General features: G+C 43.8%; 11 protein-coding genes. 7 read left to right on the top strand and 4 right to left on the bottom strand.

What is annotated here, in order from left to right; genetic code table 11:
• The first annotated feature begins 106 nt into the window (after positions 1-106).
• Positions 107-1,537, top strand: coding sequence for a peptidylprolyl isomerase (locus NAF19_RS26420; protein WP_252793375.1), 1,431 nt, complete (start codon positions 107-109; stop codon positions 1,535-1,537).
• A gap of 7 nt (positions 1,538-1,544) precedes the next feature.
• Positions 1,545-2,507: an AAA family ATPase gene (locus tag NAF19_RS26415; RefSeq protein ID WP_252793374.1), complete on the top strand. Its 963-nt coding sequence runs from the start codon at positions 1,545-1,547 to the stop codon at positions 2,505-2,507.
• A gap of 227 nt (positions 2,508-2,734) precedes the next feature.
• On the opposite strand, the gene hemH is transcribed toward NAF19_RS26415, so the two are convergent.
• The 3 genes from hemH to NAF19_RS26400 all read right to left on the bottom strand — a co-directional run bounded on the left by hemH (position 2,735) and on the right by NAF19_RS26400 (position 6,213).
• The gene (gene hemH, locus NAF19_RS26410) at positions 2,735-3,757 is read right to left on the bottom strand and encodes a ferrochelatase (RefSeq protein WP_252793373.1); all 1,023 of its coding nucleotides are present in this window, start codon (positions 3,755-3,757) and stop codon (positions 2,735-2,737) included.
• A 205-nt stretch (positions 3,758-3,962) separates the two neighbouring features.
• Positions 3,963-4,814 (bottom strand): 4-hydroxy-3-methylbut-2-enyl diphosphate reductase, encoded by an 852-nt coding sequence (locus NAF19_RS26405; RefSeq protein ID WP_252793372.1) that lies wholly within the window; start codon positions 4,812-4,814, stop codon positions 3,963-3,965.
• A gap of 205 nt (positions 4,815-5,019) precedes the next feature.
• Complete coding sequence (locus NAF19_RS26400; RefSeq protein WP_252793371.1) at positions 5,020-6,213, bottom strand: TIGR03435 family protein; 1,194 nt, start codon at positions 6,211-6,213, stop codon at positions 5,020-5,022.
• 119 nt (positions 6,214-6,332) lie between these two features.
• Here NAF19_RS26400 and NAF19_RS30865 point away from each other — a divergent pair, with 119 nt between their 5' ends.
• Together NAF19_RS30865 and NAF19_RS26390 are read left to right on the top strand one after the other, a co-directional pair.
• Positions 6,333-7,841, top strand: coding sequence for a sensor histidine kinase (locus NAF19_RS30865; RefSeq protein ID WP_252793370.1), 1,509 nt, complete (start codon positions 6,333-6,335; stop codon positions 7,839-7,841).
• Entirely contained in the window at positions 7,807-8,487 is a 681-nt protein-coding gene (locus tag NAF19_RS26390) for a response regulator transcription factor (RefSeq protein ID WP_252793369.1), read from the top strand. The genes NAF19_RS30865 and NAF19_RS26390 overlap by 35 nt, the downstream gene beginning before the upstream one ends.
• Before the next feature lie 252 nt (positions 8,488-8,739).
• Here NAF19_RS26390 and NAF19_RS26385 read toward each other — a convergent pair whose 3' ends face one another.
• A complete protein-coding gene (locus tag NAF19_RS26385; protein WP_252793368.1) occupies positions 8,740-10,059 on the bottom strand; it encodes a PQQ-dependent sugar dehydrogenase in 1,320 nt (439 codons plus the stop codon).
• A 213-nt stretch (positions 10,060-10,272) separates the two neighbouring features.
• On the opposite strand from NAF19_RS26385, the gene NAF19_RS26380 reads away from it, so the two are divergent.
• The 3 genes from NAF19_RS26380 to NAF19_RS26370 all read left to right on the top strand — a co-directional run bounded on the left by NAF19_RS26380 (position 10,273) and on the right by NAF19_RS26370 (position 13,347).
• A complete protein-coding gene (locus NAF19_RS26380; protein ID WP_252793367.1) occupies positions 10,273-10,959 on the top strand; it encodes an NUDIX hydrolase in 687 nt (228 codons plus the stop codon).
• A 74-nt stretch (positions 10,960-11,033) separates the two neighbouring features.
• Positions 11,034-11,927 (top strand): NUDIX domain-containing protein, encoded by an 894-nt coding sequence (locus NAF19_RS26375; RefSeq protein ID WP_252793366.1) that lies wholly within the window; start codon positions 11,034-11,036, stop codon positions 11,925-11,927.
• A gap of 4 nt (positions 11,928-11,931) precedes the next feature.
• Positions 11,932-13,347, top strand: coding sequence for a nicotinate phosphoribosyltransferase (locus NAF19_RS26370; RefSeq protein WP_252793365.1), 1,416 nt, complete (start codon positions 11,932-11,934; stop codon positions 13,345-13,347).
• Positions 13,348-13,353: the final 6 nt, after the last annotated feature.

Raw genomic sequence — 13,353 nt, 5'->3', positions numbered from 1 at the left:
TGCTGGTATTGCGTTAATTATAAAGTTCAAAATTCATAAATTTTACCGAAATTCGAAGGTTTTTAGTCCGCCTTTGGCGCGACGGTTTTTTATTAGCATAAGGTACATGAGAAAGTTTGGGATAGCCCTTTTAAGTTTTATTTTATTAATATCGGCCGTTAAGGCCCAACCAAAGCATACGCTTGATAAAATTGCAGCCGTTGTAGGCAGTGGTATTATTCTTCAGTCTGACATTGAACTAAAATATGCCACTTATGTTGCGCAGGGTATGCCACCTAATGCAAGTTTTAAATGTAATATATTGCAACAATTGGTTTCACAAAAATTACTCGCCCAACAGGCAATCATCGACAGCGTTGACGTTAAAGAAGACGAGGTTGATAATAGTGTTGATCGCCGCATGCGCGAAATGATACAGCGCGCCGGCGGACAGGACAGGCTGGAGCAGTTTTTGGGCCGGTCGGTTATCCAATATAAGGACGAGATTCGTCCGGATATTAAAGAGGGCCTTATCGCCCAAAGAATGCAGCAAAAAATAACTGCCAACGTAAATACCACCCCCCAGGACGTTAAAAAGTTTTTTGACGGCATCCCAAAGGATAGCTTGCCCACTTTTAACAAAGAGGTGGAAGTTGGCCAGATAGTATTTCAGCCTAAGCTTAACGCAGCTGAAAAGGAAGCGTACAAAAACAAAGCCGAAGAGTTGCGCAAAAGAGTTTTAGCAGGGGAAGATTTTGGAAAGCTGGCCCGCCTCTATTCGCAGGACGGGGCGGCAGCAGCAGGTGGCGACCTGGGTTTTAACGACCGTACCGGTTATGTTAAAGAATTTACTGCAATGGCATTTAAATTGAAAGCAGGAGAGATTTCACCGGTATTTGAAACCGACTTTGGTTTTCACTTTTTACAGGTGATTGAACGGCGGGGTGAACAGGTGCACGTGCGGCATATTATAATACAACCGGTGGTAACGCAGGAAAGCTTAGACCGCTCAAAAACCAGGGCCGACAGTATTTACGCCCTGATGATGAAGAGCCAAAAAAACCTTGATTATTTTTCATACGCGGCTGCGGCCTATTCTGATGATAAAGAAACTAAGTTTAATGGCGGTATGTTGCTGAATGCTGAAAATGTTGAAGCCCGTTCAACCTATATTCCAACCGATAAACTCGACCCACAGGTTGCGCTTATTACGGATACAATGAAGGTTGGAAGTATATCAAAACCGTTTTTATATACAGGTGCCGATGGTAAAAAAGGCTATAAGATTTTGTACCTTAAATCAACCACCAATGCGCACAAGGCTAACCTTACACAGGATTACCCGAAACTGAAGGAATATGCCAACAATAATAAAGTGAATGTTACCGTGAGCCAATGGTTCGAAAAAAGGCGCAAAGAAACATTTATGCGTATTGACCAGGAGTACCAGGGCTGCCCGACATTAAAAGGTTGGAGCACGCCGGCAACTACAATATCAGAAGTTAAAACCGATGAGCCTAAACCTGCCGATACTAAACCGGCCGAAGTAAAACAATAAGTTAAATATGCAACACCGCTCGGAAGTGGAAGCCGCTGACGCTTTAAAGCAGGCTTACCAGCAAATAACTGCTGAAATTGGCAAGGTAATAATAGGCCAGGAAGAAGTGCTTAAATTTGTGCTGATTTCCATTTTCAGCAATGGTCATTGCCTGCTTGTTGGAGTACCCGGGCTTGCAAAAACTTTGCTGGTACAAACCGTATCGCAGGTGTTGGACCTGGATTTTAAACGCATACAATTTACGCCCGACCTGATGCCATCGGACATTATTGGTTCTGAAATATTGGGCGAAGACAGGAATTTTAAATTTATACCGGGCCCGGTTTTTGCAAACATTATCCTGGCCGATGAGATTAACCGTACCCCACCAAAAACACAGGCTGCTCTTTTAGAGGCCATGCAGGAAAAGGCGGTTACCGCAGCGGGCATCACACACAAACTTTCGCAGCCGTTTTTCGTTTTAGCCACGCAAAACCCCATTGAGCAGGAAGGCACCTACCCATTGCCCGAAGCACAGCTGGACCGCTTTATGTTTAACGTAGCGCTCGACTATCCAACATTTAAAGAGGAGCTGCAGGTAGTTAAAAATACCACCAGCACTAATACCCATAAAGTTAACAAACTGCTGAATGCCGAGCAGATAATATATTTCCAGCAATTGGTACGAAACATACCTGTTGCCGATAATGTGCTTGAATATGCTGTAAGGCTTGTTGCAAAAACCCGCCCTAACGGTGAATTGGCAGCGCCACAGGTAAAGCGCCTGTTAAACTGGGGCGCTGGGCCGCGGGCATCGCAGTTTCTAATTCTTGGGGCTAAATGCCATGCCGTCATCAATGGTAAATACTCGCCGGATATTGAAGATGTGCAGGCTATTGCAAAACCAATACTACGTCACCGCATTGTACGCAGCTATCATGCAGAAGCCGAAGGGTTATCGGCAGATGATATTATTCAACAGTTGTTTTAGGGGATAGCCGATTTTCAAACCGATTATAGACAGGACTGGCCTCACCACGCGTCATTGCGAGGAACGAAGCAACCTCTACGCGTGCCAATCAACGAAGCAAAAGCGCTGTGGCAATCTATTGGCCGCATTTAGTTCTACACAAACATAACGTACCTTGAATGTCCTTAGCAGAGGTTGCTTCGTTCCTCGCAATTGACGAAAAGAAAGCTGTTACTACGAACCCCAGCCTACTTCTTCCCCCGCACCATTTCCTCCAGTGCGTCAATCCAGGTTGGCGAATCGTTGAGGCTTTCTACCAATTGCACGTGTTCACCGCCAAGGGCCTTAAATTCGGCACCGTATTCTTCGGTTACTTCGTAAACAGTCTCCAAACAATCGGCAACAAAAGCGGGGCAAAATACCAGCAGGCGCTTTTTACCTTCTTTGGCCAATTGAGCCACTACCTGGCTTGTGTATGGCTGTACCCATGGATCGCTGCCCAGGCGTGATTGAAAGCAAACGGTATATTTTTCTTTCGGAAGATTTAATTTTTCGGCAATTAAACGGGCGGTATCGTATGATTGCGCCGAATAGCAGTACTTATTTACATTGCTAAGTGTTTGGCAGCAATCGGCAGATTTTAAGCAGTGATTACCCGTATGATCGCATTTTATCAATTGTCTTTGAGGCAGGCCGTGAAAGCTGAACAGGATATGGTCATAGGTTTCAGGCTTGTGCTTTTTACCGTTATTGGCAAAGGTTTCAATCATCAGCGGGTTATTATGAAACGAGTTGACGAATGAAATTGTAGGGATGGTTTGCCATTTGCGTACAATATCCATCACCTTATCGTAAACCGAACCGGTGCTTGCTGATGCATATTGCGGGAACAAGGCAATAACCTGTATACTTTCAACCAACGCCGTTTTTAGCCGGTTTAATGCCGATTCGATGGAAGGGGTTTGGTAGCGCATCGCCAGTTCAACCTGGTATTCGTCGCCCAAACGCTGCTGTAATGCCTGGTGCTGCAGTTTGCTGTAGTGCAACAGTGGAGAGCCTGTTTTATCGTCCCAGATATGCTTATAAAGCTTGCCCGATTTTGGCGCCCTGAACGGGGCAATTATTCCTTTCACCAGCAACGCCCTTGATATCGGGTTGATATCGATAACCCGCGGGTCCATCAAAAATTCATTCAAATACTTGCGAACATCCTTTGTTTCGGGGCTATCAGGCGTACCTAAATTAACCAGTAAAATTCCCTTTTTAATCATAATCTATTTTGCATAGCAAAAATAGTGATTAGAGGTTAGAGATTAGAGGTTAGTTGAAAATAGAGCTGATGGCTATGCAATTAGTTACAATTGAATGAAGCTTTAGGATGATGAAGACATAATTTCGTTCACTTCGATATTGGATATTCAACATTCATCATTTGATATTAATAATGAACACCGCATTTGGAATGAGGAAGTAAAATTAAAACGCTTCGAGGGCTGCCTTCACATCCTGCATCAGCCACATGGGTGTTGAGGTAGCGCCGGCTATACCAATTGTATCACCCGGCGAAAACATGGAGCTTTGCAACTCGCCAACCGACGAAACAAAATAAGTATCGGGGTTATGCTTTCGGCAAACCTCGAACAAAACCTTACCGTTCGACGATTTTTGACCCGATACGAATACAATCTTATTGAATTTTGTAGCGAATTTCGGCAGATCTTTATCACGATTTGACACCTGGCGGCAAATGGTATCGTTGGCTTTAAGGTTGTAGCCGCGTTGTAAAAGCTGGTCTTTAATGTTATAAAACTTCTCCATGCTTTTGGTGGTCTGGCTATAAAGAGTAATATTTTCCGGCAGCTCCACATTGTCCAACTCGGCAATATCCTGGAAAACCAGGGCCTCGTTGTTGGTTTGCCCTTGCAGGCCCACTACTTCAGCATGGCCGTGTTTCCCAAAAATCAATATCTTCTCATTTGCGTCGAACGAGGTTTTGATGCGGTTTTGCAGCTTTAACACTACCGGGCACGAAGCATCAATCAGCGTTATGTTATTCTCTAATGCCGTACGATAGGTATCCGGCGCTTCGCCGTGGGCGCGTATCAGCACCTTTTCGTTTTTCAGGTTAACCAGGTCGGCGTGCTCAATTATACGCAGGCCTTTGGCTTTCAGGCGTTCTACTTCTTCGTCATTATGCACAATATCGCCAAGGCAATATAAGTAACCATCTTCGGCAAGTATTTCTTCGGCCATATCAATGGCGTATACCACGCCAAAGCAAAAGCCCGAATCCTGGTCAATAGAAACTTGTAAGCGGTAATCTCCCATGCTACTGCAAAATTAACGAAAAATGTTTGTTCGTGTATCATAACAATACCAGCGCGTAAAAATTTAACCACAGAGGTCACAGAGAAGGCACAGAGTACACAGAGAAGAAAAAAGCGATTAGCTGATCTGCGTTATTTAAATTAAAAGGCTTTGTGCTCTCTGTGGCTACTCAGTATCTCAGTGGTTAAAAACGAATGGGCACTAATCACACCCCTGCCTTATACACCACCAGCATATCAACCTTACGCTGCTGTTTTTCAAGGCTAAGCCCCATATTGGTTAATATTTGTGTAAGGCTTGCCGAATTTTCCGGCTGAAAGGAAAATTTGATATCAAACTTGCCGGTGCTTTTAGTCTCATCAATAACAGGTATCAACTTCGCAATGCCATAGCTTTCCAGGTATTCGGCAAAATCGGCCATTGTCATGTCCTGCTGGTCAATTTCGCCATGCCGGCTGTAGTAAGTTCGGTTACCCGAGGTATTTAAGGGGATGCTTTTGAATTTCTCCGGGTCGTTTATTTTCAGCACATACACCTCTTTGGTTTGCTGTTCAACGCGTGCCTGCAAATCAAAGCGCCTCGCAAGTTCTTTTCGCAGCATTGGCAAAAGGTCGGCTTTGTTTGCTGCAATTATATCCAGGCAATATACCGGCTGGTTTTTCACCTTTTCGGTTTTGTCTACCATTCTTGAATATGGAAAATCACCATTCGCCAGCCTGTAAAGGGTAGTTAATCCTAAATTTAAACAGGTAAGCCTGCGGCCCTTAAAAGTACTATCCTGCATCCACGTTGTGCTTAGTCCCGGCGCACCTTTTATTTCCGGCATCATATTGAAACGGGTTTTTACCGTATCGGCGGCAAAAAAGTATTTTTTTATAATTTCCTCATAGTCCATCGTGTTGTCTTTCTTTTCAGCTAGGTGTACCTCCTGGTTGTTCAGCAGGCTATCAATCACTTTGTCTGTTACTGATTCAGGACTGGTGTTGGCAATGAGCTTGCCATCTGCCGAAATGAGCACGTCGTGGGGAATCAACTGGTGCGGGAAGACTTGTGCTATTGCGCGGGCAGTATCCACAGCAAACCAAAGGTTTGATGGCCGGCTGGTTAAAAACTGCCCGGTACGCTTAACTGTTTCGTCGGTTACTGTAATGATTTGCAATTTGCCGGAATATTTTTTCTGTAATTGCTGCAAATGCGGCATTGCCACAATACACGAGCCGCACCAGGTTGCCCAAAAATCAATTAATACAATCTTTCCTTTAAGGTTACTTAAGTTAGCCGTTTTAAGGGGCGCGTTTAAAACGGTTTTGAAATCAATATCAGGAACGGCTTCGCCATTTTTTACCTGGGCAAGGGCGAGGTTGGTTACTATAGTTAGCAGCAGGGTAAGCTTCTTCATGTTGTTTTTCTTTCAAAAAACGGTATAATATGCTGGTAGAAAAGTTAACGCGAGTTAAGCACAGTTAATTAGTGTTAACGTTTTCGTTAATAAAACAAACAGGTGGTACTTTTATAGCAGTGAAAAAACGCATCAAGTTGATTTTGATACTAATGTCGGTATGTGTTACCGGCATTACCGGATTGCAGCTGTACTGGAATTATCAGAACTATAACCGTACGGTTATAGCTTTTAAGCATGACATTAACGAGGCTTTGAATGTTGCTATTGACCGGGAAATGGATGCACGGGAGCAAAAGATAGTAACCCGGTTTAAAGGTTGGCTGGCGGATACCGCATTCATTACCATTACCTGTAACGTTCAAAACAGGGACAGCGCAACTGTTTTTCGCATGAAGGACTCGCATCCATACCCCGGTGGAGATAGAGAAGTAAATTTTGGGATAACTGATTTTAAAGAGAAATTACACCAGGTAACCCCGGAAGCAAAAAAGCTATTTATCAATCACATGGGCGATTCCACCCTCCGGCATCATTTAAAAGATGGGATAGTATATTTTTACACCCAAAGGCTTGGCGACAGCCTGCAAAAAGTAGTTGATAAAAGCCGGCTCAATAGGGCCACGCTGGATAGGTTTTATAAAGAAGAGCTTCTGTTAAAAGGGATTGATGCCCCTTTTGTTATCGCCCCTGCCAAACTAACTAACAAAAATTCATTTCTAACCCGTACAATAAATGCCGGGCTGCAAAGGCCTCATCAAAAAGATCTGGTTTTTGCCGGCTTTGAAAGCCCTGATTCATTTTTTTTACGCGAGATGAAATGGCTGCTTGTTTCTTCTTTCCTGTTAATTGGCATCACCATATTTTGCTACGCCTACACCGTTAAAACCCTGCTATCGCAGCAAAAACTGGCAGAGCTTAAAAACGATTTTGTAAACAACATGACGCATGAGCTTAAAACACCCATAGCCACTATTAATATAGCAGCCGAGGCGATACAGGGTTTTAATTTAAGCAAGGTTTCGACTGACGAGTACGTGGGCATTATACGCCAACAGGCAGGCAACCTGGCTAACCTTGTTGACCAGATTTTAAAGAATGTAATATCCGAACAGGAAAACGTCAGCCTTAATTTGGTTGCGGTAAACACCGGCCAAGTAATAAATAAAATAATAACGGATTATAAACCACAGTCAGACGCTGCCGGAGTCAGCATAAATTGTGAAATTGCGGATAAAGAGTTAACGACCATGGCAGATGAATCCCTGCTTAAAAATGCAATAGCCAATTTGCTTGATAATGCCATAAAATACAGCGGGAACGGCTCGGTAATCAACATCAATCAATCGGTGGAAAATGGCAATATTATCATATCGGTTGCAGATAGCGGATCGGGCATCCCGCAACAATACCAGGATAAAGTGTTCGACCGCTTTTTCCGCGTTCCCTCGGGCGATATCCATAACGTTAAAGGTTATGGCCTGGGCCTAAACTATGCCAAAAGCATTATTGAGCGGCACTACGGCACTCTTACTTTAATGAGCAATCCCGGCAACGGAACGGAATTTATTATCAGCATACCTCTAATTTATCATGAAGCAAGCACGGGTACTGTTGTTGGAGGATGAATTGCAGCTTGCAAAAATTGTAAGCGAAACGATGCGAACGCGTGGCTTTAATGTTAACCACCTGGCTAACGGTGTTTTGGGCATGGAGGCCATCCGCAAAAGCGAATACGATGTTTGCATAGTGGATGTAATGATGCCTTTTATGGATGGCTTTAGCTTTGTTGAACAGCTGCGTAAAACAGATAAGCAGCTACCGGTTTTGTTCTTGACAGCAAAATCGCAAACAGAGGATGTAATAAAGGGTTACCAAAGCGGCGGTAACGACTATCTTAAAAAACCCTTCAGTCTGGAGGAATTAATACTACGCCTGAACGAGCTATTGCGCCGCTCAACGTCAAGCCCAGCCCCGGCCAGCGTAGCCATTGGGCAGTACACTTTTTACACCGCCAAACAGGAACTTTGGTTTAACGGACAATTATCCGCCAAACTGTCCCACCGCGAAAACGAGCTGTTGTCTCTTCTTATTCAACATAAAAACGAGGTGCTCGACCGTAAAGCCGTGCTGCTAAAGCTTTGGGGCGATGACAACTTTTTCAACACCCGCACTATGGACGTTTTTATAACCAAACTGCGCAAACACCTGCAACATGATCCAGCGGTTGAAATTATCAATATGCGGGGGGTGGGTTATAAATTGATATTTTGAATTATTGTATCGTCCTGAAATAGGTTTACACATGGTCTTGTCCGCTTTTTGGTTTACAGTTTTGGAGGGGTAAAACTGTAAACCTATACCTGTATAAGACCCGAGACAGTGTGTTTCACAGCGTTCCGGGTGTTCCGCGTGTAAAAATGGAACGCTTTACGGGCAGACTTATGTCAAATTCAGACTAGCGAATTTGCGGATCAATAATAATTGTATTTATTATCGGCTGGCGAGGGCGAATGCAATTCGCCCCTACTTCATCGCTACCCGCCAAATTTTATTGCTGGTATCATCAGCCACTAATATTGATCCATCTGGCAACACTGCTATTCCCACCGGGCGGCCATAAACTTTCCCCCTGGCCTGGTCGGCAATGAAGCCTGTTAAGAAATCTTCGATGGCGCCGGTCGGCTTACCATCAACAAACGGTGCGAAAACCACTTTATAACCCACTATTTTCGAACTGTTCCACGAGCCATGCTGGCCAATAAACGCACCACCCCGGTATTTTGCCGGGAATTTGTTGCCGGTGTAAAATGCCAGACCCAACGATGCCGTGTGAGAGCCCAGCGCTAAATCAGGCACGATAGATTTTTTTACCATCTTCGGATTTTCGCCCGCATGGTTTGGGTCCTCATGCTGGCCGAAATAAGCATATGGCCAGCCATAAAAGCAGCCTTGTTTTACGCTGGTCAGATAATCGGGTACCAGGTTATCGCCTAAATCATCGCGCTCGTTTACCGTTGTAAATAAAACTTGGGTTTGCGGTTCAAAATCTATCCCCGCAGGGTTGCGCAGACCACTGGCATAAATACGTTCGCGCTTGCCTTCCGGGTCAACTTCCAAAATGTCTGCACGGCGGGCCTCTACCTCCGTGCCATGTTCAGCATCGTTGGTGCCCGAGCCTACTGAGATGTATATTTTACTACCATCTTTACTTGCCCTTAAATTGCGCGTCCAGTGATTATTATACCCTCCCGCAGGCAAATCCATCAGCTTTTGGCCGACACCGGTTATTTGGGTTTGACCAGCTTTATAAGGATATCGCCATAACGCATCGGTGTTGGCTACGTAAAACCAATTGTATAAAATCAGCATGCCGTATGGTTGGTTTAGACCGCTTAAAAAGACGCTTTTAATATCTGCGGTTCCATCGCCATTGGTATCGCGCAGCAAAGTAATACGATTAGCGCTTTTGTTAAAGTTTTGCGATGCGCTTGCACCGATAATGTTGGCTCCTACGCGTTTAATACCCGATATTTCGGTATTGGCTTCAGACACAAAAATGTCGCCATTGGCTGCGACCAAAATATTCCTCGGGTTATCCAGTCCATCTGCAAATAAATTTACCTTAAACCCTGCGGGCGCAACTGGCGTTTTGCCCTTCGGCCAGCCAATAACCTCGCAAAAATTCCGGGTGGATTTTGTTTGGTACGGCGGCGGCAGTTTAACCTGCTGTTTGGCATCGGTAACTACATTATCCGCTTTCGTGGGGTCAGGCTTATTGAAGGTGCAGCCGGCTGTTACCATAACTGCTATGGCCGCTATCACTACTCCGCGCTTAATGTTCATAATAAACTGGTTGTGCTTAATTTTAAACCCGGTATATTTTCATTTGTTTTTTGCCGAAGGGAATATAGCATTTTTTTACAACGACACCATCGCGACAGCAAAACAGGAATCCTATGCCATGCACCAAAAACCGCTTTATCATTCTTGGGAGTCCATATTTATCTGCAGGTTAATGACAAAACAAATTTCCCCGTATTTAATACCTTTGTGCATATGCCTGTTTCTCAAAATATCAAAGTAGCCGTCGACGCTGTTGTATTTGGATACACTTCGAAGGAAGGACTGTCGGTTTTGCTTATTAAACGAAATATCGATCCCTATAAAAATAGCTGGGCACTGCCCGGTGGGTTAGTGGGTAACGACGAATCGCTCGAAGATGCAGTTCAAAGAGAGTTAACAGAAGAGACGGGCGTCAACATAAATTATCTTGAACAGCTTTATAGCTTTGGAAAGCCCGGTCGCGACCCACGCAACCGTGTTGTTTCCGTAACCTATTACGGCCTTGTAAAGCCCGGGGCGTTTCATTTACAGGCAGACACCGATGCTGTCGATGTAGCCTGGTTTAATATAAAAAAAATCCCGACCCTGGCTTTTGACCACCATGAAATTATAGCACTTGCGCACGAGCGGTTAAAAAACAAAATTCTTTACGAACCAGTAGGCTTTGAATTGCTTGATGAAAAATTTCCATTCTCAGAACTCGAAAAACTCTATACAGCTGTGCTGGACAGGGAAATAGATCGCCGCAACTTTAAAAAGAAAGTATTGAAGTTCGGTTTCCTGGAGGAAACTAACGAAAAACAGCAGCTCGACGGCGCCGGCCGACCAGGCAATTTATTCTGTTTTAACGAAGCCAAATATTTCCAGCTCAAAAAGCAGGGCATCAATTTTGAAATTTAATTTAAAAAAAGTAAAAAATAATTTGCGTATTAAAGACACATATTTATATTTGCGTATAATTAACACAAATTATTTTGAAAACCGCAGTTGTTATCGCCCGCTTCCAGACACCTTACCTGCACGAGGGGCATAAAAGTTTAATAAGCCAGGTAAAAGAGACCCACTCAAGAGTAATTATATTGTTGGGCGTTAGCCCCATTACCGGCAGCCGGAAAAACCCATACGATTATTATACCCGCGAAAAAATGATAAAGGCAAGTTATCCTGAAATTATTGTTTTGCCGGTGAGCGACCATCCAAGCGACAAAATATGGTCGGAGAATTTAGACAACTTATTAAAGGGCGTTTTTCCCAACGAGCAATTTAGCTTATATGGCAGCCGGGATAGCTTTATCCCTTATTATCAAGGTAAGTTTGAAACGATAGAGTTACCGAATCATGGTGATTATAACGCAACCGAATTACGCAAGCAATATGCCGATAAAGTGTTCGACTCAACCGACTTTAGGGCCGGGATTTTATATGCATTATATAACCAGTATACCAAAGTATACCCCACCGTTGATATCGCGCTTTTCAGGAATGAAAAAACAGAAATATTATTAGGTAAAAAAGCTATCAATAATAAATGGCGCCTCGTTGGCGGTTTTGCCGATCCCGAAGATGCAGATTATGAAAGTGCTGCCAAACGCGAGCTTATGGAAGAATGTGGTGAGTTGGAAACTACCGGAATGGTTTATGAAACATCGGCTAAAATTAACGACTGGCGCTATCGAAATGAGGCAGACAAAATTATTACCTTGTTGTTTAGCTGTGACTATATAAACGGCGAACCTGTTGCACAGGATGATATTGCCGAACTTGCCTGGTTTACATTGCATGACCTCACTGAAATGATAAATAAAGGGCTAGTTAGCGATGAGCATGCCGGGCTATTTAATTTATTAATTGAAAAATACTTAAAGTAAAACTATGAAACGCGAAAATTTGGTCCTGCTGGCCGATGCTTATAAATATGCTCATCATAAACTATATTACCCGGGCACCACAGAAATATACAGCTATTTGGAGAGCCGGGGCGGTATGTTTGACGAAACCGTATTTTTTGGCCTGCAATATTTCTTGAAAGAATACCTGGCCGGCGAAGCTTTTACCCAGGCCGACCTCGATGAGGCTGAAGGTTTCTTATTACAGGTTTTTGGTCGCAACGATGTTTTTGATAAAAGTAAATTCCAATACATCCTGGATAAGTACAAGGGCAGGCTGCCGGTTAAAATTAAGGCAGTAGCTGAAGGCACCCGGGTGCCCTTTGGCAACGTGTTAATGACTATTGAAAACACCGATCCGGAATGCTATTGGTTGACTAATTTTTTAGAAACCCTGCTGATGCAGGTTTGGTACCCCTGCACCGTAGCAACATTAAGCAACCAGGTAAAAAAATTAGTTACCGGCTATTATGCAGAAACTGCCACTGACGGGGCCGAGGCCGGGATCGATTTTGTGCTTAACGATTTCGGTTTTCGTGGGGTTAGCAGTGTTGAAAGCGCCAAAATTGGCGGTGCAGCACACTTGTTAAATTTTAACGGCAGCGATAATTTGGCAGGATCAGCAATGGCAATCAATTATTATGATGCTCAAAAAGTATACGGGCTGAGTATACCCGCCACCGAGCATAGCATTTGCACCTTATTGGGTAAGGAGGGTGAGTTGGAAGTATTTAAACATGTATTAAAGACTTTCCCAACCGGCATTATAGCCTGCGTGAGCGACAGTTACAATATTTTCAGGGCGTGTGAAGAGTATTGGGGTGAAGACCTTAAAGAAGAGATACTAAAAAGGGACGGCACACTTGTTATCCGCCCGGATAGCGGTGACCCGGTAATGACGCTCCTGGCAATATTCGAAATACTTTTTAATAAATTCGGTTATATAGTAAACTCAAAAGGATACAAAGTTTTGCCGCCCCAATTAAGGGTGATACAAGGCGATGGTGTAAATTATGAATCCATAAAAATAATTTACGCCGCACTTAAACAAGCCAGCATCAGCGCCGAAAATCTGGTACTGGGGATGGGCGGGGCGCTATTACAAAAAGTCGACAGGGATACGCAGCGTTTCGCGTTAAAATGCAGCAGCGCCGTAATAAACGGCATAGAGGTAAATGTATCAAAAAGCCCAACCGAAATGAACGTAAATGGCGATATTACCTCCAGTTTCAAAAAGAGCAAAAGCGGCCGTTTAAAGCTGGTTAAAATTAACGGTGATTTTACTACTGTTACGGAAGCCGGCAATGAAAATTTAGCGGATGAACTGCATACGGTTTTTGAAAATGGCGAAATAGTGAAACAATTAACGTTTGAAGAGGTGAAGGCCAATTTAAACAGGTAACATTCT

Origin of the sequence: Mucilaginibacter flavidus (assembly GCF_024055575.1) — a bacterium.
GTDB classification, from domain to species: domain Bacteria; phylum Bacteroidota; class Bacteroidia; order Sphingobacteriales; family Sphingobacteriaceae; genus Mucilaginibacter; species Mucilaginibacter flavidus.
Note: the sequence above shows the minus strand (reverse complement) of the source record. Positions and strands in the feature narration are given on the sequence as shown.